The 20,155-nt window shown below is 73.1% G+C and carries 17 protein-coding genes; 3 read left to right on the forward strand and 14 right to left on the reverse strand.

The window, feature by feature from the left end:
* Positions 1 to 111 precede the first annotated feature (111 nt).
* Genes ACZ597_RS25265 through ACZ597_RS25275 form a run of 3 tightly spaced genes read right to left on the reverse strand, consistent with a single transcriptional unit; the run spans position 112 to position 2,929 of the window.
* Positions 112 to 1,290, reverse strand: coding sequence for a dipeptidase (locus ACZ597_RS25265; RefSeq protein WP_471334224.1), 1,179 nt, complete (start codon positions 1,288 to 1,290; stop codon positions 112 to 114).
* A complete protein-coding gene (purE, locus tag ACZ597_RS25270) occupies positions 1,287 to 1,814 on the reverse strand; it encodes a 5-(carboxyamino)imidazole ribonucleotide mutase (protein WP_469115711.1) in 528 nt (175 codons plus the stop codon). Before purE ends, ACZ597_RS25265 begins: the two co-directional genes overlap by 4 nt.
* Positions 1,811 to 2,929: a 5-(carboxyamino)imidazole ribonucleotide synthase gene (locus tag ACZ597_RS25275; RefSeq protein ID WP_471334683.1), complete on the reverse strand. Its 1,119-nt coding sequence runs from the start codon at positions 2,927 to 2,929 to the stop codon at positions 1,811 to 1,813. The genes purE and ACZ597_RS25275 overlap by 4 nt, the downstream gene beginning before the upstream one ends.
* 230 nt (positions 2,930 to 3,159) lie before the next feature.
* Here ACZ597_RS25275 and ACZ597_RS25280 point away from each other — a divergent pair, with 230 nt between their 5' ends.
* On the forward strand, positions 3,160 to 3,702 hold the full coding sequence (locus ACZ597_RS25280; RefSeq protein WP_471334226.1) for a GtrA family protein: 543 nt from the start codon (positions 3,160 to 3,162) through the stop codon (positions 3,700 to 3,702).
* Between the two features lie 3 nt (positions 3,703 to 3,705).
* Here the strand turns inward: ACZ597_RS25280 and ACZ597_RS25285 are convergent, their stop codons facing one another.
* The gene (locus tag ACZ597_RS25285) at positions 3,706 to 4,971 is read right to left on the reverse strand and encodes an ATP-binding protein (RefSeq protein ID WP_471334229.1); all 1,266 of its coding nucleotides are present in this window, start codon (positions 4,969 to 4,971) and stop codon (positions 3,706 to 3,708) included.
* A 53-nt stretch (positions 4,972 to 5,024) separates the two neighbouring features.
* On the reverse strand, positions 5,025 to 5,702 hold the full coding sequence (locus tag ACZ597_RS25290; protein WP_471334232.1) for a response regulator transcription factor: 678 nt from the start codon (positions 5,700 to 5,702) through the stop codon (positions 5,025 to 5,027).
* Between the two features lie 472 nt (positions 5,703 to 6,174).
* Between ACZ597_RS25290 and ACZ597_RS25295 the strand changes: the two genes are divergently transcribed.
* On the forward strand, positions 6,175 to 7,701 hold the full coding sequence (locus ACZ597_RS25295) for a peptide MFS transporter (protein WP_471334235.1): 1,527 nt from the start codon (positions 6,175 to 6,177) through the stop codon (positions 7,699 to 7,701).
* A 166-nt stretch (positions 7,702 to 7,867) separates the two neighbouring features.
* Here the strand turns inward: ACZ597_RS25295 and ACZ597_RS25300 are convergent, their stop codons facing one another.
* From ACZ597_RS25300 to hutU, 9 genes are all read right to left on the reverse strand, one after another.
* Positions 7,868 to 8,218, reverse strand: a complete 351-nt coding sequence (locus ACZ597_RS25300; protein ID WP_471334238.1) for a hypothetical protein — start codon at positions 8,216 to 8,218, stop codon at positions 7,868 to 7,870.
* 251 nt (positions 8,219 to 8,469) lie between these two features.
* On the reverse strand, positions 8,470 to 9,807 hold the full coding sequence (locus ACZ597_RS25305; protein ID WP_471334241.1) for a hypothetical protein: 1,338 nt from the start codon (positions 9,805 to 9,807) through the stop codon (positions 8,470 to 8,472).
* Positions 9,804 to 10,919 (reverse strand): hypothetical protein, encoded by a 1,116-nt coding sequence (locus tag ACZ597_RS25310; RefSeq protein ID WP_471334244.1) that lies wholly within the window; start codon positions 10,917 to 10,919, stop codon positions 9,804 to 9,806. The genes ACZ597_RS25305 and ACZ597_RS25310 overlap by 4 nt, the downstream gene beginning before the upstream one ends.
* Positions 10,916 to 11,947, reverse strand: coding sequence for a COG1470 family protein (locus tag ACZ597_RS25315; RefSeq protein WP_471334246.1), 1,032 nt, complete (start codon positions 11,945 to 11,947; stop codon positions 10,916 to 10,918). The genes ACZ597_RS25310 and ACZ597_RS25315 overlap by 4 nt, the downstream gene beginning before the upstream one ends.
* A 15-nt stretch (positions 11,948 to 11,962) precedes the next feature.
* A complete protein-coding gene (locus ACZ597_RS25320) occupies positions 11,963 to 12,652 on the reverse strand; it encodes an LPXTG cell wall anchor domain-containing protein (RefSeq protein ID WP_471334249.1) in 690 nt (229 codons plus the stop codon).
* 150 nt (positions 12,653 to 12,802) lie between these two features.
* Entirely contained in the window at positions 12,803 to 13,981 is a 1,179-nt protein-coding gene (hutI, locus tag ACZ597_RS25325; protein WP_471334252.1) for an imidazolonepropionase, read from the reverse strand.
* 127 nt (positions 13,982 to 14,108) lie between these two features.
* A complete protein-coding gene (locus ACZ597_RS25330) occupies positions 14,109 to 15,449 on the reverse strand; it encodes a formimidoylglutamate deiminase (protein WP_471334255.1) in 1,341 nt (446 codons plus the stop codon).
* The gene (locus ACZ597_RS25335; RefSeq protein ID WP_471334686.1) at positions 15,440 to 16,630 is read right to left on the reverse strand and encodes an allantoate amidohydrolase; all 1,191 of its coding nucleotides are present in this window, start codon (positions 16,628 to 16,630) and stop codon (positions 15,440 to 15,442) included. Before ACZ597_RS25335 ends, ACZ597_RS25330 begins: the two co-directional genes overlap by 10 nt.
* A gap of 71 nt (positions 16,631 to 16,701) precedes the next feature.
* Positions 16,702 to 18,366: a urocanate hydratase gene (gene hutU / locus ACZ597_RS25340; protein ID WP_471334258.1), complete on the reverse strand. Its 1,665-nt coding sequence runs from the start codon at positions 18,364 to 18,366 to the stop codon at positions 16,702 to 16,704.
* A 105-nt stretch (positions 18,367 to 18,471) separates the two neighbouring features.
* Between hutU and ACZ597_RS25345 the strand changes: the two genes are divergently transcribed.
* Positions 18,472 to 19,818 carry a type III PLP-dependent enzyme domain-containing protein gene (locus ACZ597_RS25345; RefSeq protein ID WP_471334260.1) on the forward strand — a complete coding sequence of 449 codons (1,347 nt, stop codon included), beginning with the start codon at positions 18,472 to 18,474 and terminating at the stop codon, positions 19,816 to 19,818.
* Positions 19,819 to 20,155 lie beyond the last annotated feature (337 nt).

The following is a 20,155-nucleotide window of genomic DNA, read 5'->3' on the forward strand; positions in this document are numbered from 1 at the left end:
GACACGTGGGGAGCCGGGGCCGCCCGGCGGATGCGGCATTCGGGTGGTGCCCCGGTCCGCGGGCGGGCTCCGAGGGGTCCGGGACGGGCCCGGACCCCGTGCGCGGGGCCGTCAGGGGCGGGCGTTGGACGGGCCGTGGAGCGACGAGAGCTCCCGGGCCGCCGATTCCGCGTCGCGCAGCACCCGTACCGCGTTGGACCAGGTCAGCTTCGCCAGGTCGGTCCGGGACCAGCCGCGCCCGATGAGTTCCGCGATCAGGTTCGGGTAGCCCGACACGTCGTCCAGCCCCGCCGGGGTGAACGCGGTGCCGTCGAAGTCGCCGCCGATGCCGATGTGGTCGACGCCGGCCACCTCGCGCATGTGGTCCAGGTGGTCGGCGACGGTGGCGGCGGTGGCCACCGGGCGCGGGCGGCCCGCTTCGAACTCCCGGTGCAGGGCCATGGCCTCCGGGGTGGTGTCGAGGTGGTGGAAGCCGTGCGCGCGCAGGTTCTGGTCCGCCGCGAGGGTCCACTCGACGGCGGCGGGAAGGATGAACTTGGGCACGAACGTGGCCATCGCGACGCCGCCGTTGCCGGGCAGCCGCTCCAGCACGTCGTCGGGGACGTTGCGCGGGTGGTCGCAGACCGCGCGCGCCGAGGAGTGGGAGAAGATCACCGGCGCCCGCGAGGTGTCGAGGGCGTCGCGCATCGTCGTCGCGGCGACGTGCGAGAGGTCCACGAGCATGCCGATGCGGTTCATCTCGCGCACGACCTCGCGGCCGAAGCCGGTGAGGCCGCCGTGGCGGGGTTCGTCGGTCGCCGAGTCCGCCCAGTCGATGGTGTCGTTGTGGGTGAGCGTCATGTACCGCACGCCCAGCTGGTGCAGGGCGCGCAGGGTGGCGAGCGAGTTGTTGATGGAGTGGCCGCCCTCGGCGCCCATCAGCGAGGCGATCCGGCCCTCGGCGCGGGCCGCCTCCATGTCGTCCGCCGTCAGCGCGCGCACCAGCGAGCCGGGGTAACGGGTGATCAGCTGGTCGACGGCGTCGATCTGTTCCAGGGTGGCGCTGACCGCCTCGTCGCCGCTGTAGTCGGAGCGCACGTACACGGACCAGAACTGGGCGCCGACCCCGCCGGCCCGCAGCCGGGGGAGGTCGGTGTGCAGGTGGTCCGACTGGTCGCCGGCGATGTCCCGCCGGTCGAGGTCGTAGCGGACCTGCTGGCGCAGCGCCCAGGGCAGGTCGTTGTGCCCGTCGACGACCGGGTACTCGGTGAGCAGCTCCCGGGCCTGCGCCAGCAGGTCCGCCGCGCTCACTTGCCGAACCCGAAGGACTCCGCGCCCGCGACCTTCGTGCGCAGCCGCTTGCCCTTCTCGGTCGCCTGGTCGTTCAGCTCCTGCTGGAAGTCGCGCATCCGGCCGAGCAGCTCCGGGTCGTGCGCGGCCAGCATGCGTACGGCCAGCAGGCCCGCGTTGCGCGCTCCGGCGACGGAGACGGTGGCGACGGGAACCCCGGCGGGCATCTGGACGATCGACAGCAGCGAGTCCATGCCGTCGAGGTACTTCAGCGGGACCGGCACGCCGATGACGGGCAGCGGGGTGACGGAGGCGAGCATCCCGGGCAGGTGGGCGGCTCCGCCCGCGCCCGCGATGATCGCCTTCAGGCCCCGGTCGGCGGCCTGCTCGCCGTACGCGACCATCTCGCGCGGCATGCGGTGGGCGGAGACGACGTCGACCTCGTAGGGGATCTCGAACTCGTCCAGGGCCTGGGCGGCGGCCTCCATGACCGGCCAGTCGGAGTCCGAGCCCATGACGATGCCTACGACGGGGGAGGTGCTCATTCGGTGATCGTTCCTCTGAGGTAGCCGGCTGCGTGACGTGCGCGCTCCAGCACATCGTCCAGGTCGTCGCCGTAGGTGTTGACGTGGCCGACCTTCCGGCCGTGTTTCACGTCCTTGCCGTACATGTGGATCTTCACCTGCGGGTCGTGGGCCATGCAGTGCAGGTACGCCGCGTACATGTCGGGGTAGTCCCCGCCGAGCACGTTCGCCATGACGGTCCAGCGGGCCCGGGGGCGCGGGTCGCCCAGGGGGAGGTCCAGGACCGCGCGGACGTGGTTGGCGAACTGGGAGGTGACCGCACCGTCCTGGGTCCAGTGGCCGCTGTTGTGCGGGCGCATGGCCAGCTCGTTGACGAGGATGCGGCCGTCGGTGGTCTCGAACAGCTCCACGGCCAGGTGGCCGGTCACGTCGAGCTCACGCGCGATGCGCAGGGCCAGGGCCTGGGCCTCGCCGGCGAGGGACTCGGAGAGGTTGGGGGCGGGGGCGATCACCGTGTCGCAGACCCCGTCCACCTGGATGGACTCGACGACGGGGTAGGCCACCGCCTGGCCGTGCGGGGAGCGGACGATGTTGGCCGCGAGCTCGCGGACGTAGTCCACCTTCTCCTCGGCGAGGACCGGGACGCCCGCCTTGAAGGGGGCCTCCGCGTCCTCGGGGGTGCGGACGAACCACACGCCCTTGCCGTCGTACCCGCCGCGCACCGTCTTGAGGATGACGGGGAACCCGCCGACCTCTTCCGCGAAGGCCGCCACGTCCGCCGGATCGCTCACGATCCGGTGGCGGGGGCTGGGCGCGCCGATCTCGTCGAGCTTGGCGCGCATCACCCCCTTGTCCTGGGCGTGCACCAACGCGTCGGGCCCCGGCCGGACGGGGATGCCGTCCGACTCCAGGGCCCGGAGGTGCTCGGTGGGTACGTGCTCGTGATCGAAGGTGATCACGTCGCAGCCGCGCGCGAAGGCGCGCAACGTCTCCAGATCGCGATAGTCGCCGATGACGACGTCGCTCACGACCTGGGCCGCCGAGTCCTGTGGGGTGTCACTGAGGATCTTGAATCTGATGCCGAGGGGGATGCCCGCCTCGTGGGTCATGCGGGCGAGCTGACCGCCGCCGACCATGCCGACTACCGGGAACGTCACACCCCCAGGGTATCCGCCGGTATTCCGCCATTCGGACGGGACCCTGGCGCGGACCCGCCGGCGGGTCCCTGAGGCCCCGTGTGCCGTGCGTCGCACGGGGTGCCGGGGCGCAGACTCCCGCCACGGGGGACACTTAGCATGGTGTGGTTGACGAGATCGGTGACGCGCCGCCGCGGGGCGACGACGACGGACAGGGACTGAACCATCACATGAGCAGCACGCCGAACGCCGTACCGCTGTCCGAGCGCTTCCGCGGTCTGGCCCGGGAGGTCGTCAAGTTCGGGGCGGTCGGCGGCGCGGGCGTCCTGGTCAACTTCGGCGTCTTCAACCTGCTGCGCAGCACGACCGACCTGCAGACGGTGCGCGCCAACGTCATAGCCATCGTGGTCGCGATCATCACGAACTACGTGGGGTTCCGCTACTTCACCTACCGTGACCGCGACCTGGGCAGCCGGCGCCGCGAGATGGTCCTCTTCATCGTGTTCAGCCTGATCGGCATGGTCATCGAGAGCGGTGTGCTCTACGTGGGCACGTACGGCTTCGGTTTCGACAGCTCGCTCGCCAACAACGTCTTCAAGTTCTTCGGCATGGGCGTGGCGACCGTGTTCCGCTTCTGGTCCTACCGGACCTGGGTCTTCAAGGCGCTGCCCACGCCGGCCGCGCACTCGCTGGTCGTCGAGCAGCGCGACGGGCACGACGGCCAGGAGTCGTCCGCTCCCCGCACCCCGGAGCCCGCGGCCAACCAGGGCTGACGGCTACCTGACCGTGCGTTCCGGCTCCGCGCGCTCCGGGGCGGTGCGGCTGAGGAAGAGCGCGAACACCGGCGGCCTGCTCTGGAGGAGTTCCAGACGGCCGCCGTCCGCTTCCGCGAGGTCCCGGGCGACGGCCAGTCCGATGCCGGTGGAGTTCCGGCCGCTGATGGCCCGCTCGAAGATCCGGTTGCCGAGGTCGGCGGGGACGCCGGGACCCTCGTCCGTGACCTCGATGACGGCCTGGTTGCCGGTCACGCGGGTGCGCAGGGCCACGGTGCCGCCGCCGTGCATCAGCGCGTTCTCCACGAGGGTCGCCAGTACCTGGGAGACCGCCCCCGGGGTGCCGACGGCCCGCATCCCGGTCTTGCCGGAGCGGACGACGGCCCGTCCCGCGCTGCGGTAGGCGGGCCGCCACTCCTCCACCTGCTGCTTGACGACCTCGTCCAGGTCGAAGGGGACCGCCGAGCCGGTCCGCGGGTCCCGGGAGTTCGTCAGCAGCCGCTGGACCACGTCCGTGAGCCGTTCCACCTGGGTGAGGGCGATGGTCGCCTCCTCCCGCACGGTCTCCAGGTCGTCGGTGACCGTGATCTCCTCCAGCCGCATCGACAGGGCGGTGAGGGGGGTGCGCAGCTGGTGGGAGGCGTCGGCGGCGAGGCGCCGCTCGGCGGTCAGCATGCGGGCGATCCGCTCCGCGCTGGAGTCCAGCACGTCGGCGACCCGGTCCAGCTCGGGGACCCCGTAGCGCTTGTGCCGGGGCCGCGGGTCGCCCGACCCGAGCCGTTCGGCGGTCTCGGCGAGGTCGGTGAGCGGGGAGGCCAGCCGGTTGGCCTGGCGTACGGCGAGCAGTACGGCCGCCACGACGGCCAGCAGCGCCACCGCCCCGACCACCGCCAGGGTGCGCCCGACTTCCTTGGTGACCGTGGCGCGGGACTCCTCGACGACCACGAGCATGCCCTGCTCGCCGCGCGCGGTGCCCCGGATGACGCTGTCGTCGATCCGGTCGCCGACCTCGATCACCGGCCGCCCGGGGATGGTGATGCGGGCGTACGTGCCGAGGTCGAGCTGCTCGGCGATGGCGCCCGCGTCGACGGGCTTGCGTTCGAGGGCGTCCGCCTCGACGGTGCCGAGCAGCCGCAGCGCCTCGGAACCGATGCGGTCCTGGGCGCTGCTGGTGATGGTCCGGGTCTCCACGATGACGAGGGAGACCCCGAACACGGCGATCACGACGAGCACCACGGCGAGCGTGGAGTTGATGAGGCGGCGGCGCATGCCTTAGAGGATGCCCGATGCCCCGGAGGGCGTGGGTCCGCCCTGGTGGACGGTCAGCTCTTCTCGAAGCGGAAGCCGACGCCCCGGACGGTGGCGATGTAGCGGGGGTTGGCGGCGTCGTCGCCCAGCTTCTTGCGCAGCCAGGAGATGTGCATGTCGAGGGTCTTGGTGGAGGACCACCAAGTGGTGTCCCAGACCTCGCGCATCAGCTGGTCGCGGGTGACGACCCGGCCGGCGTCGCGGACCAGGACGCGCAGCAGGTCGAACTCCTTGGCGGTGAGCTGGAGCTCCTCCTCCCCCATCCAGGCGCGGTGCGATTCGACGTCGATGCGCACGCCGTGGGTGGCGGGGGCCTGGCTGGCCTCGGTGGAGCCGCGCCGCAGCAGGGCCCGTACCCGGGCCAGCAGCTCGGCGAGGCGGAAGGGCTTGGTGACGTAGTCGTCGGCGCCGGCGTCGAGGCCGACGACCGTGTCGACCTCGTCGGCCCGGGCGGTGAGGACCAGGATCGGGAAGCCGTGGCCCTCGGCGCGCAGTCTCCGGGCCACCTCCAGGCCGTCCATGCCGGGGAGGCCCAGGTCCAGGACGACGAGGTCGACGCCGCCCTGCAGTCCGGCGTCCAGGGCGGTGGGGCCGTCCTCCCGGACCTCGACCTCATACCCCTCCCGGCGCAGGGCGCGGGCGAGGGGTTCCGAGATGGATGCGTCGTCCTCGGCGAGCAGTACACGCGTCATGTGGGTGATGGTAGTCCGCAGCGGCTGAAAGCAGGCGCTTGCCCGGACACCCCTCTGGAACTGGGGTTATTAACTACTACCTGCCTTCGAACATGACGGATCGGTTCCCCGGAATCCTGTGATCCATATCTCAAGGGCTTCCATATGCGGCGGTGTCCTGTCGTATGGTGGCGAGACGCCTGATGCACTACTCAGGGGATCTTTGTGCCGAAATCCGAGCCAAAGACCTCAAATTCTGCTCTGGTCGGTTGGTTCCGGCCCAGATGACAGTGAATGACCTATGGGCCGGGCCCGGCGCGCGAGGAGGCGCGCAGGGCGTGGATCCCGGTAACGGCTGCCCCTTCACCCCCGCACGACGGGGGACGAAACCCCAGGGCGTGGGGTGGGACACCGTCGCCGGTGCCGGCCCGCCCCCCCACCGGGCGCTGAACAGCTCACGAAGCCAAGCGTCCCGAGCAAGCAAGGATCGACCATGGCTTCCAGCCTGACGAAGGACTCGGCGACTCCGGCGCCTGAAAAGACCTTCTTCGGCCACCCCCGTGGCCTGGCCACTCTGTTCATGACCGAGATGTGGGAGCGTTTCAGCTTCTACGGCATGAAGGCCCTGCTCCTCGTCTACCTGCTCTCCGGTGGCCCGGATGCCAAAAAGGGCAGCATGGCCGGCGGCATCGGGATGGACGAGGGCACGGCGATCACCGTGTTCTCCATCTACGCCTCCATGGTCTACCTCCTCGCCCTTCCGGGCGGGTGGCTGGGTGACCGCGTCTGGGGTCCCCGCAAGACCGTGACCATCGCGGCCGTGACGATCATGTCGGGTCACGTGGTCCTCGCCCTGCCGGGCGGCGCGACCTTCTTCGTCGGCCTGGCCCTCGTGGCCATCGGTTCCGGTCTGCTGAAGGCCAACATCTCCACGATGGTCGGCCAGCTGTACAAGGACGCGAACGACCCGCGCCGTGACGGCGGCTTCACCATCTTCTACATGGGCATCAACGCCGGCGCCTTCTTCGCTCCGCTGGTCATCGGCACCGTCGGACAGAAGGTCAACTGGCACCTCGGCTTCGCCATGGCCGCGGTGGGCATGGGCATCGGCCTGGTCGCCTTCCTGCTGGGCACGAAGAACCTGAACCCGGTCAGCTCCGTCGTCCCGAAGCCGCTGTCGGCCGACGAGCGCTCCGCCTGGATCCGCAAGATCGTCGCCGTGGTCGCGGTCGTCGCCGTGTTCTACACCGCCGTGGGCATGGCCGGCATGTTCACCAAGGCCTGGGCGACCATCCCGCTGACCGTGATCGGCCTGATCGTGCCGACGGGCGTGCTGATCCGCATCAAGCGCGACAAGGACCTCAACCGGTCCGAGCAGTCGAAGATGACCGGCTACATCTGGTTCTTCGTCGCGGCCGCGGTCTTCTGGATGATCTACGACCAGGGCGCCTCCACCGTCCAGTCCTTCGGCGAGACCAAGGCCGCCGGGTCCCTGCTCGGCTTCGAGTTCCCCTCGTCCTGGTACCAGTCGCTGAACCCGCTCTTCGTCATGGCCCTGGCCCCGGTCTTCGCCTGGATCTGGCTGTGGCTGAACCGCAAGGGCAAGGAGCCCTCGACGGTCGGCAAGTTCGCCGCGGGCCTGTTCGTCATCGGCGTGTCGTTCTTCTTCTTCCTGGTTCCGATCGCCCTGGCCGCCAACGGCCAGGCCGTCACCCCGATGTGGCTGGTCGGCATCTACCTGATCATGACCGTGGGCGAGCTGTGCATCTCCCCCGTCGGCCTGTCGGTCACCACGAAGATGGCCCCGGCCAAGTACGCGTCGCAGATGATGGGCGTGTGGTTCCTCGCGGTCACGGCCGGTGACTCCATCACCGGCCTCCTGTCCGACCCGGCGGTGTTCGCCGTCGACCTGAACGGCACGGTCGCGGTCGCCATCGAGGCCACCCTCGCCGTCCTGGCCGGCGTCGCGGTCTTCATGTACCGCAAGAACGTCAAGGAGCAGATGGGCGAGGTGCGCTGACGCACCGGCCCCATAGGGGCGGCCCCGCACACCGGAAGGTGTGCGGGGCCGCCCCTTTTGGTTCCCCGGAAATCCTAATCCTGGAAATATCCGGATGGTCAATTCCGGACCGGACTTCGTTCATGTCCGGGCAGATAATCTGAATCAGAGAAGGGGCCCCGGGGAATCAGGCGCCCTTCACCTCGGAGGAAAACCCGACCAGGAAGGCCTTGAATCCGCAGCGGACCGTGGCCGGCGAGCTCGTGGGGGCCCAGTCGCTGCGGAAGGTCCGCCGGACAACGTGCTCACGCGCGCCCTGGACGAGGTCACAGGTGATCACGGCGCGGTGGGCAGCCCCCGAGGGGAACCGGCCGCTGCAGCGGGACGTGGCGTTCGGGCGGCCCAGCTTGTCCATGCCGGCGGTGGTCTTGCAGCCTCCGTCGATGCCGCCCGCCGGCGCCGCGGAAGCCGCGGGCGCGCCGAGCACAGCCATCGCCGACGCAGCAGTGACCGCGATGATTACAGACTTGAACTTCACTTCATACCCCGTGCTTCGAAGGCCTTGCTGTTCAACAGCGGAACCGAATGAAATCGATGCGGGATGGAGAACACCCCCCGGCGACCTCATCACGAGAGGAGGTTACCCACCGGTTGGATCACCCACAAATGTTTAACCGTCACGCATTGAAGGGGTGAATTGAAGTCCGGCTTCGTCGGGGATTCGCGGCGGCAGAAGCCGGAGTGCGCACCCTGGGACGAAGGGTGCGCACTCCCCATCACCGGGAGGGCCTAGCGGGTGCCGCGCAGGCGGCGCCACGGGGTGAAGGTGAAGACCGCGCCGCCGAGCAGGATGACGGTGCCGGCGACCAGGGCGAGCGCCCTGATGCCGCCGTCGTCGTCGGCGCCGGTCTCGGCGAGGCCGCCCGAGGTGCCGGAGCTGCCGGAGGCCGCGGAGCCCGAGGAGGTGGAACCCGAGCCGCCCGGCTGGGCGGTGGTGTCCAGCTCCAGGGAGACGCCGCTGCTGGCCGCCTTGCAGGGCACGTTGATCGGGGTGGAGCCCGGGGCCATCGTGACGTCGATCGTCAGCTGGTCGGGGCTCAGCGTCACCTTGCCCGACTTGCCGGGCTTGTAGGTGCCCGTCATGTCGCTGAGGCTGACCGGGGCCTTGTCCGGGATCGGCTCGGCGTTGGCCGGGCCGGTGACCTTGACCGTGCCGCTGTCGGCGCCGCCGAGCTTGATGTCCATCGAGGGCTTGAGGGCCCCCGCGGGCAGCGCCATGGGGGCGGCCATGGCCCCCTTGGCGGTCTTGACCGTGAGGTCGAAGGCGCCGCCGGCGTTCTTCTTGGCGTTGATGGTGACCGGGGTCTTGATGCCGCCGGGGACGACCGCGCCGCAGTCGTAGGCCACCTCGACCGCCTTGCCCGGGAAGTCGGTCTGGCCACCGCTGCCGCCGGAGCCGCCCGAGGAGGTGGTCGAACCGCCCGTGGTGGTGGAGCCGCCGGTCGTCGCGCCGCCGGTCGTCGTACCGCCCGTCGTCGTGCCTCCGGTGGTCGTGCCTCCGGTGGTCGTACCGCCGCTGCCGCCGCCGTCCGTCACGTCGATGACCGCGCCGCCCTTCACCTCCCCCACCGGGGCGCACTTGGTGACGAAGGTGCCGAAGGAGAAGGTCACCGCGACCTCGTACTTGCCCGGGGTCACGGTGATCTTGCCGGCCTTGGTCAGCTTCAGCTTGCCCTTCATGGTGGACATCACCATGGGGGCCTTCTTCGGTATCTCCGGGTTCTTCTTCTCCCCGACGACCTTGACCTCCCCTCCCCCGCCTCCGACGGTGAGCCAGCCGGTGGGCTGGACCGAGTCCTTCGGGATCACCATCAGGTCGGTGTTGTTCGAGGCCGGCTTCACCGTCTCCCACGACACGTCGACCTCGTCGCCGACCTTGGCCGTGGCCGGTGCGGTGATCTTCGCGGTGGTCTCGCCCTCCACCGGATCGCCGCCGCCGGCCGGCGGTACGCACTTGACCTTGAACGTGGCTTCGGCGGCCTGGGCGGGGGAAGCCGCCACGGCGATACCCGCGCCGCTGAGCAGCAGCGCGGCCAAGGCCGCGCTCGCCCTCCGTTGGGTCTTCACGATGGTCCCTTCGTCGTCGGACTGTGATCGGACGGTGCGGATGTCTGTGGGGGTCCCGCGTCCCGCGGCCGCGGTGCGGATTCCGGCGGCTGCGGCTGCGGGGTGAACCACGGGAGGGCCGGCGGCGCGGCCCCGGGAGCCCCGGCGGCGGTGACCTCGGGCAGGCGGGCGGTGACCGCCCAGGCCGGGTCCGGGGCGGCCTTCGGGCCCCGGTGGCGGCCGGCGGACCCCGCGCGGGGCCGGACCCGGTCGACGACGGCCATGCCCGCCCGGAAGAGCGCCGTCGGGATCACCACCAGCAGCAGGCCCCAGAAGAGCAGCACCCCGTACGGGCGGTCCACGCCCCAGGGCTGGGCGGCCAGGACCGTGTCCCCGTATTTGAGGGAGACGGTGTAGTCGCCGTGGGCGCCCGCCGGCAGGGCCACGTCCAGCGCGACCTCCGCCTTGCCGCCGGGCGGGATGGTCCCCTTCCAGCGGGCCTCCTCCCACACCGGGGCGAAGACCCCCTGCGCGGTGCCGAGCTGGAAGACGGGGTCCTTGACCGGGGCCGAGCCGAGGTTGCCGACGGTGGCGGTGAACGTGCGGCCGGGCGGGGCGCCGAACCAGGTCAGCACCCCGTCCTCGCCCTTGAGCCGGACCCCCGTCAGCATCGCGAGCCGGGCCGTGCCGGACTCGGGGGGCAGGTCGGCCACCGGATGGCCGGTGATCCTGATCGGCGCGGCCACGGTGGACTGGTCGCCGTTGACGGAGGTCACGTTGACCACGCAGGGGCAGGGCTTGGGCGGCTCCGCCACGGGCAGCCTGGCGGTGAAACGGCCGTCGTCGGTGACGGAGACGGCCGTTCCGTCGGCGTTGGCGCAGCTGTTGGTACCGCCGATCATGTTCTGGCCGCAGACCAGCAGCATGACGAGGGTCTTCGTCGGCCAGCCGGTGCCGGTGACCGTGATCTCGGTGCCCTTGGCCGCCTCCTGGAGGGAGAGCGTCGCGGTGGGCTTGCCCTCCGCCGCCGCGGCCGGGGCGGCCGCCGGGAGCAGCGGGAGCAGCGCCAGGGCGAGTGCCGCCAGGGCCGCGCCGAGGGGGGATGCGGCCTTCGGGCCGGCCGTGCGGCTCACCTGGGTGCTCCCGTCAGCTCGTGCTCGTGCGCTTCGACGTCCTCGCGGGCCGGTGCCCCGGCCGGCGGGCTCCCCGGGCCCCCCGGCGCCTCCTCGCGCCGGGTGCGCCGGGTGCGCCGGGCCCGTACGAGGAGCAGCGCGGCCAGTGCGGTCCCGGCGAGGGCGAGCAGGGCCCCGGCGGCCAGGCCGGCGGTGCCGCCGGGGGCCAGCCAGGCCCGGGCGGCGGCGGTGGCCGGGGCTGCGCCGGGGGCGGTGGCCGTGAGGGTGAGGGCGACCCGGTCGAGGGCGGGCGCGCCGGGCCAGGGTTCGCTCAGCCGGGCCCGCTGGCCGGGCAGCAGCTCGACGGACAGGGCGCGGGCGGGCCGGCCCGGGACCTCGCGGAGGGTGCCCTCGGCGCTGAGGGCGAGCTCGGGGCTGAGGGCCACGTTGCCCCGGTTGACGAGGGTGTAGTCCACGACGGCGGCCGCGCCGTGGCCGCGTACGGAGACGTCCTCGACGGTGAGGGCGGCCACGGCCGGGCCCCCGACGCGCAGGTGGATCCGTACGCCCGCCTCGCGGCCGTCCCCGTTCGCGACGACGGCGGCCGGGTGGTCCCCGGGCGGGGCGGCGGGCGGCACGGTGACGGTGAAGGGGACCACCGCGCGGGTGCGGGGCGGGAGCTTCACGGTGGCGGAGCCGCCGAAGCTGATCCAGGAGCCCGCGCCGGAGGCCCCCGGCGCGGCGGGGCGCACGGCGAGGGCGCCGTCCGGGGTGTTGTAGGCGTCGGCCCCGCGCAGGGTGACGGTGTGCTCGCGGTCGCCGGGGTTGTCGAGGGTGAGGCGGTCCTCCAGGACGGTGCCGGCGGGGCCCGCGAGGTAGAAGTACGGGCGCGCGGAGCCGGGGCGGGCGGTGGCCGGCCCGGCGGTCCAGCCGGCCGCGCCGGGCTCGCCGGCGGCCGCGGCCTGGGCCGTGGGGCCGTACAGGGTGACGGCGGCGAGGAGGACGGCGCCGAGCCGCTCGACGCCGCGTCGTCCGAGGGTGGGGAGCAAGGGCGGGCGCTCCGTTCAGGACCGGGTCCGCTGGGGCTGCCGGCCGCGCCGGGTCAGCCAGAGCACTCCGGCGGCGCCGGAGAGGAGCACGGTGGCGCCGAGGGTGCCGAGGGCGAGGGCGGAGTCGGCGGGGCCGGTCTGCGGGAGGGTGTCCCCGCCACCGCCGCCGGTCTGCGGGGCTCCGCCGCCGGCCGCCGTGACGTCCATCTCCAGGGACGGCTTGGGGCTGTTGCCCGGGGTGCAGGTGGTGGTGGTCCCCATCGCCTTGATGGTGAGGACGCCCGCGGTGAAGGTGACCTTGCCGCTCTTCTTCGGGGTGTAGCCGCCCGACAGGTCGGTGATCTTGATGGGGGTGTTGGCGGGCGCGGCCTCGGGGTTGGGCGGTCCGGAGACCGGTACGGAGACCTTCTCGGCGCCGTCGGTCATGATCACGGCGCTGGGGTTCATCGCGCCCTTGCCGAGCTCGATGGGGCTGGAGGAGACGCCCTTCTGGAAGGACATCGTCAGCTTGTAGCCGTCGCCCTCCTTGACGGCCTTGATGTCGATGGGCGAGACCGCCGACTTGTCCCCGATCGGGGTCTGGCACTTGTACTCGACGTCGACCACGTCGGCGTGGGCCGCGGGGGCGGCGAGCAGGACCGCGGACCCGGCGAGGGCGAGCGCGAGCGCCGGCGCGAGTGCGGTGGAGCGTTTCCGGTCGGACACCTTCGTCTTCCCCTCGGGCCACAAGTTACTGACGACACATCAGATTGGTGGCACAAGGTACGCCCGGGACCTCACGGAGGGAAGACAAAGGGCGGATGGCACTTTCGGGCGGTCCGGCGGATGCTCCGGCGGGCGCGCCGGAGCCGCCGGTCAGGCGGCGCGGACCCCCCGCTGCCAGACGGCGGAGACGAGCGGGACGCCCGGGCGGTAGGCGAGGTGGACGTGGCTCGGGGCGTCGAGCAGGGCCAGGTCGGCACGGGCGCCGGGCGCCAGGCGGCCGATGTCGCCGCGGCGCAGCGCGCGGGCCCCGCCGGCGGTGGCGGCCCACAGGGCCTCGTCGGGGGTCATGCCCATGTCCCGGACCGCGAGGGCGATGCAGAACGGCATGGAGCTCGTGTACGAGGACCCGGGGTTGCAGTCCGTCGACAGGGCGACGGTGGCTCCCGCGTCGAGCAGCCGGCGGGCGTCGGGCCACTGGGCGCGGGTGGAGAACTCGGCGCCGGGCAGGAGGGTCGCGACGGTGGTGCCCGCGGCCTGGGCGAGGGCGTCCACGTCGGCGTCGGTGAGGTGGGTGCAGTGGTCGGCGGAGGCCGCCTCCAGCTCGACGGCGAGCTGCACGCCGGGCCCGTAGGAGAGCTGGTTGGCATGGACGCGCGGGATCAGCCCGGCGGCGGCGCCGGCGGTGAGGATGGCGCGGGCCTGGTCGCCGTCGAAGGCGCCCTTCTCGCAGAAGACGTCCACCCAGCGGGCGTACGGGGCGCAGGCCGCCAGCATCTCGCCGGTGACGAGGCCGACGTAGCCGGCCGGGTCGTCGGCGTAGTCGGGGGAGACGATGTGCGCGCCGAGGTAGGTGACCTCCTCGGTGTGCGCGGAGGCGATGCGCAGGGCGCGGGCCTCGTCGGCGACGGTGAGGCCGTAGCCGGACTTGGTCTCGAAGGTGGTGGTGCCCTGGCGGCGGGCCTCGTCGAGGTGGCGCAGCAGGTTGGCCTCCAGCTCCGCGTCGGTGGCGGCGCGGGTGGCGGCGACGGTGGTGCGGATGCCGCCGGCGGAGTAGCTGCGGCCGGACATCCGGGCGTTGAACTCGGCGGTGCGGTCGCCGGCGAAGACGAGGTGGCTGTGCGAGTCGACGAAGCCGGGGATGACGGCGCGGCCCTGCGCGTCGAAGGACGCGTCGGCGGCGGGGGCGTTGCCGGCGGGGCCGACCCAGGCGACCGTGTCGCCGTCGATGACGACGGCCGCGTTCTCGATCAGCCCGAGGGGGGTGCCGTCGCCGAGGGCGGGGTCGTTGGTGACGAGGCTGCCGATGTTGGTGATCAGGGTGGTGGACACGGGGTTCCTCTCGGAGGGTTCTGTCCCCCACCCCGCCCTTTCTCCGTTTCCCGGGGCTCCGCCCCGGACCCCGCGCCTCAAACGCCGGCGAGGCTGGATCTGGTGGCGGGGTGGGGGCTCCAGGCTGTCAGCCGCGGACGGCGGCGATCGAGTCGGCCAGGGCCGCGGCGACGTCCCCGACCAGGGTGTGGGCGCCGTCGCGGACCACGTGCCGGCCGCCGACCACCGTGTGGCGGACGTCGGCGGCCGAGGCGGCGAAGACGGCCGTCTCCGCGCCGAGGCGCGGCAGCGGACCGGCGGTGCGCACGGAGTCCAGGGCGACGGTGGTGAAGTCGGCGAGGGCGCCCGCCTCCAGGCGGCCGGCGTCGGGCAGGCCGAGCGCGGCGTGGCCGTCCTCGGTGGCGGCCCGGAGCAGGGCGTTCGCCGTCCAGTGGCCCCGGGTGCGGCTGGCGAGGCGCTCGTTGAGCTCCATCGCGCGGGCCTCCTCCAGGAGGTCGATCACGGCGTGGCTGTCGCTGCCGAGCGACAGCGGGCTGCCCGCCCGCTGGAGCCGGCCGGCCGGGCCGATGCCGTCGGCGAGGTCGCGTTCGGTGGTGGGGCACATGCAGGTGCCGGTGGTGGTCCCGCCGAGGAGGGCGATGTCCGCGTCGGTGAGGTGCGTGTTGTGGACGCCGGTGGTGTGCGGGCCGAGGACCCCGTGGTCGGCGAGCAGCTGGGTGGGCGTGCGGCCGTGGGCGTCCTGGCAGGCGTCGTTCTCCGCCGTCTGCTCGGACAGGTGGACGTGCAGGGGGGCCCGCCGCTCCTGCGCCCAGCCGGCGACCGTGGCGAGCTGGTCCGCCGGGACCGCGCGCACGGAGTGGACGGCCGCGCCGATCAGCGCGTGCTCGCGGGGCTTGAGGGCGGAGACCCGCTCGGCCCAGGCGTCGGCGGTGCCGTCGGAGAAGCGCTTCTGGTGCTCGTTGGGGGCCTCGCCGAAGCCGGAGGAGAGGTACGCGGTGTCGAGGAGGGTGATGCGGATGCCCGCCGCGGCGGCGGCCTCGATCAGGGCCTCGCCCATGGCGTTGGGGTCGGCGTACGGGGTGCCGCCGGGCGCGTGGTGGACGTAGTGGAACTCGCCGACGTTGGTGATGCCGGCCAGGGCCATCTCCGCGTACACGGCGCGGGCCAGGTCGAAGTAGCTGTCGGGGGTGAGGTTCTGGGCGACCTTGTACATGACGTCGCGCCAGGTCCAGAAGGTGCCCGAGCCGACCTGGACGGTGCCCCTCAGTGCCCGGTGGAAGGCGTGCGAGTGCGCGTTGGCCAGGCCGGGGAGGGTCAGGCCGCGCAGTACCTCGGCGCCGGGGGGCGGGGTGTCCGTCCCGGTGCGCAGGGCGGCGATCCGCCCGTCGGCCGAGACCTCCAGGGCGACGCCCGGCTCGACGGTGTCGCCGAGCCAGGCGTGCTCCAGCCAGTACGTCTTCAGCGGCATGCCAGGCCTTCCAGTACGTCGGCGAGTGCGAGGACCCCGGCGACGCAGTCGTCCTCGGCCGCGAACTCCCGCGGCGAGTGGGAGACGCCGGTGGGGTTGCGCACGAACAGCATCGCGGTCGGGACCGACGCGGAGAGGATTCCGGCGTCGTGTCCCGCGCCCGTGCCGAGGACCGGGACGGATCCGCCGAGGATGCGGTTGAGCTCGTCGCGCAGGGCGTGCTCGAACTCGACGACGGGGGTGAAGGACTCCCGTACGACGGTCAGGTCGATGCCGTCGCGGTCGGCGTGCTCGCGGGCGGCCTTCTCGACGGCCGTGACGACCGTGTCGAGGGTGGCCTGGTCGGCGGCGCGGGAGTCGAGCCAGCCCCGCACGAGGGAGGGGATGGCGTTGACGCCGTTCGGCTCGACGGAGATCTTGCCGAAGGTGGCGACGGCGCCGGCGAGGGCCGCCTCCTGCCGGGCGGCGAGCACGGTGTGCGCGTACGAGAGCATCGGGTCGCGGCGGTCCACCAGGCGGGTGGTGCCCGCGTGGTTGGCCTCGCCGTGGAAGTCGAACCGCCAGCGTCCGTGCGGCCAGATCGCGGAGGCGATGCCCACGCGGTCGCCGGACAGGTCGAGGGCGCGGCCCTGTTCGACGTGCAGTTCGACGAAGGCGCCGATGCGGGCGAGGCGTTCGGGGTCGGCGCCGATGGCCTCCGGGTCGTACCCGGCGGCCTCCATGGCCTGCGGCAGGCTGACGCCGTCGGCGTCGCGCAGTTCGTACGCCTTCTCCTTCGTCAGCTGTCCGGCGGCGAGCCGGGAGCCGACGCAGGCCAGCCCGAAGCGGGCGCCCTCCTCGTCGCCGAAGTTGGTGATGGCGAGGGGCCGGGTGAGGGCGGTGCCGCGGGCGCGGAGCTCGTCCAGGGCGGCGAACGAGGACACCACGCCGAGGGGGCCGTCGAAGGCCCCGCCGTCGGGGACGGAGTCCAGGTGGGAGCCGGTGACCACGGCGTCGCCCGCGAGGGGGTCGCCGAGCCAGGCCCACTGGTTGCCGTTGCGGTCCACCTCGTACGTGAGCCCGCGCGCCTCGGCCTGGCCCCGGAACCAGGCCCGGCAGTCGGAGTCGGCGCCGGTCCAGGCGTAGCGCCGGTAGCCGCCGGTGTCGGCGTGGCGGCCGACGGGGGCGAGGTCGGCCCACATCTCGTGGAACGAGGACCCCGGGGAGGACCCCGTCCCCGGCCGTGCGGCCGGGGACGGGTCGTGCGGCAAGCTCACGCGGAGTCACCCTCGCGCATCGGGACGCGGACGCCGCGCTCGTCGGCGACGTTCTCGGCGATGTCGTAGCCGGCGTCGACGTGGCGGATGACGCCCATGCCGGGGTCGTTGGTGAGGACGCGGCGGATCTTCTCGCCGGCCAGCGGGGTGCCGTCGGCGACGGTGACCTGGCCGGCGTGGATGGAGCGGCCCATGCCGACGCCGCCGCCGTGGTGGATGGAGACCCAGGAGGCGCCGGAGGCCACGTTGACCATGGCGTTGAGCAGCGGCCAGTCGGCGATGGCGTCGGAGCCGTCGAGCATGGCCTCGGTCTCGCGGTACGGGGAGGCGACGGAGCCGCAGTCGAGGTGGTCGCGGCCGATGGCCAGCGGGGCGGCCAGCTCGCCGCTCGCGACCATGTCGTTGAAGCGCTCGCCGGCCCGGTCGCGCTCGCCGTAGCCGAGCCAGCAGATGCGGGCGGGCAGGCCCTGGAAGTGGACGCGCTCGCCGGCCATCTTGATCCAGCGGTGCAGGGACTCGTTCTCCGGGAAGAGCTCCAGCATCGCCTTGTCGGTCTTGGCGATGTCCGAGGCCTCGCCGGACAGGGCGGCCCAGCGGAAGGGGCCCTTGCCCTCGCAGAACAGCGGGCGGATGTAGGCGGGGACGAAGCCGGGGAAGGCGAAGGCGCGGTCGTAGCCGGCCAGCTGGGCCTCGCCGCGGATGGAGTTGCCGTAGTCGAAGACCTCGGCGCCGGCGTCCATGAAGCCGACCATGGCCTCGACGTGCTTGGCCATCGACTCGCGGGCGCGGGTGGTGAAGCCGGCCGGGTCCTTGGCGGCGGCGTCGGCCATGTCCTCGAAGTCGACGCCGACCGGCAGGTAGGCCAGCGGGTCGTGGGCGCTGGTCTGGTCGGTGACGATGTCGATCGGCGCGCCCTCCGCCAGCATCTGCGGGAGCAGCTCGGCGGCGTTGCCGAGGAGGCCGATGGAGAGCGGGCGGCGGGCGTCGCGGGCCTCGGTGGCCAGCTGGAGGGCGTGGGCCGGGTTGTCGGCCTTGACGTCCAGGTAGCGGTGCTCGATGCGGCGCTCGATGGCGCGCGGGTCGACGTCGATGCAGATGGCGACGCCGTCGTTCATCGTCACGGCCAGCGGCTGGGCGCCGCCCATGCCGCCGAGGCCGGCGGTGAGGGTGATGGTGCCGGCGAGGGTGCCGCCGAACTTCTTCGCGGCGACGGCGGCGAAGGTCTCGTAGGTGCCCTGGAGGATGCCCTGGGTGCCGATGTAGATCCAGGAGCCGGCGGTCATCTGGCCGTACATGGTCAGGCCGAGGTGCTCCAGGCGGCGGAACTCCTCCCAGTTGGCCCAGTCGCCGACCAGGTTGGAGTTGGCGAGCAGGACGCGCGGCGCCCACTCGTGGGTCTGCATCACGCCGACCGGGCGGCCCGACTGGACCAGCATGGTCTCGTCCTGCTTGAGGGTCTGCAGGGTGCGGACCATCGCGTCGTACGAGCGCCAGTCGCGGGCGGCCTTGCCGGTGCCGCCGTAGACGACGAGCTTGTCGGGGTGCTCGGCGACCTCGGGGTCGAGGTTGTTCTGCAGCATCCGGAGGGCGGCCTCCTGCTGCCATCCCAGGGTGCTGAGCTCGGTGCCTCGCGCGGCCCGTACGGGGCGGGGTCCTGACATGGCTGGTGCCTCCTCCGATGTTGGTCAATCCATTCACATCCTCGCCGCATGAATAGTTCCAGTCAACAGCTGCGGGCGGGTCGGCCTGATGATGGGATGGCGGACATGGCTGCCGACACGCACACGCAGGGCGCCGCGGAGCGCCGTGACCGGGCCGTACGGGCCGCCGTGGAGCAGGGGCTGCTGGAGCGCGAGCCGGTGGTCTGTCTGCTGGACACGGCCGGAATCCGCTCCTCCGCGGCCGCCCTGACGGCCGCCTTCGCGGCCGCCGTGGCGCCCGGCACGCCCGTCCTGCACACCTTCGCGGTGAAGGCCGCCCCGCTGGTGCCCGTACTGCGGCTGCTCGCGGACGCCGGGCTCGGCTGCGAGGTGGCCAGCCCCGGCGAGCTCGCCCTGGCCCGGGCGGCCGGGGTCCCGGCGGAGCGGACGGTGCTGGACTCCCCCGCCAAGACGGCGTCGGAGCTGCGCGAGGCACTGGCCCTGGGGATCGCCGTCAACGCCGACAACCGGCAGGAGCTGGAGCGCCTGGACGCCCTGACGGCGGCGGCCCCCGCGCGCTCCCCGGTCGGGCTGCGGATCAACCCGCAGACGGGCGCCGGGTCCATCGGCGCCCTGTCCACGGCCACGGCCACCTCCAAGTTCGGCTTCGCGCTGCGCGATCCGGGGGCGCGCGAGGGGCTCGTACGGGCCTTCCTGGAGCGGCCGTGGCTGAACCGGCTGCACACCCACTCGGGCTCGCAGGGCGTGCCGCTGGAGCTGATCGCCGAGGGGGTCCGGGAGCTGCACCGGCTGGCCGAGGAGATCAACGCGGCGGCCGGGGAGCGCCGGGTGGACACCCTCGACATCGGCGGCGGGCTGCCGGTGAACTTCGCCTCGGACGAGCACGCCCCGGCGTACGGGGAGTACGTGGCGGCCCTGCGCGGGGCCGTCCCGGCGCTCTTCGACGGCTCGTACGGCCTGGTCACCGAGTTCGGGCGGTCACTGCTGGCCAAGCACGGGCTGGTGCTGGCGCGGGTCGAGTACACGAAGACGACCGGCGGCCGCCGCATCGCCCTGACCCACGCGGGCGTCCAGCTGGCGACCCGCACCGTGTACGCGCCGGCGGCCTGGCCGCTGCGGATCCTGGCGTACGACGCCAAGGGCGCGCCCAGGACCGGCGCCCCGGTGGCCCAGGACGTCGCGGGCCCGGCCTGCTTCGCGGGGGACCTGCTGGCCACCGCCCGGGAGCTGCCGGAGCTGTCCCCCGGCGACGTGATCGCCGTCCCGGACACGGGCGCGTACGCCTTCACGGCCCACTACGGCTACAACAGCCTCCCCCGCCCGGCGGTCCACGGCTTCACGGCCGCGCCCGGCCCGCAGGGCGGCGTCCGCTTCACCCTGGCCCGCCCGGCGCAGTCCCCGGCGGAGATCGTCACGGAGGCGGGCGGCGACCACCGCGACGCGCTGCGTTAGGCCTGGCCGGCCGGGGACGCGGGCCGACTGCCGCGTACCGCTGCGCGGGAGCGCGGGCCGCTGCGGGCGGGGCCGCCGCCGTACCGCTGCGCGGAGCCGCACTCTCCCCCTTCCCCCGTTCCCCCGGGCCGCGCCCCGGACCCCGGTACGGGCGCTGCGCGCCCGCCGGCGGCTGAGGCGCGGCGGGCCGGGGCGCAGCCCCGGGCACGGCCGCCAGGCCGGGCAAGGCCGCCGGCGTCCGGCGGGCCGGGACGTCCGGCTGTGCCCCTACGGCCCCGTCAGGGTGGCCGCGAGGGCCGGGGCCAGGCCGTCCACGACCTCCGCCGGGGTCAGCGCC

It is taken from the genome of Streptomyces sp. NPDC040718, from assembly GCF_055593565.1.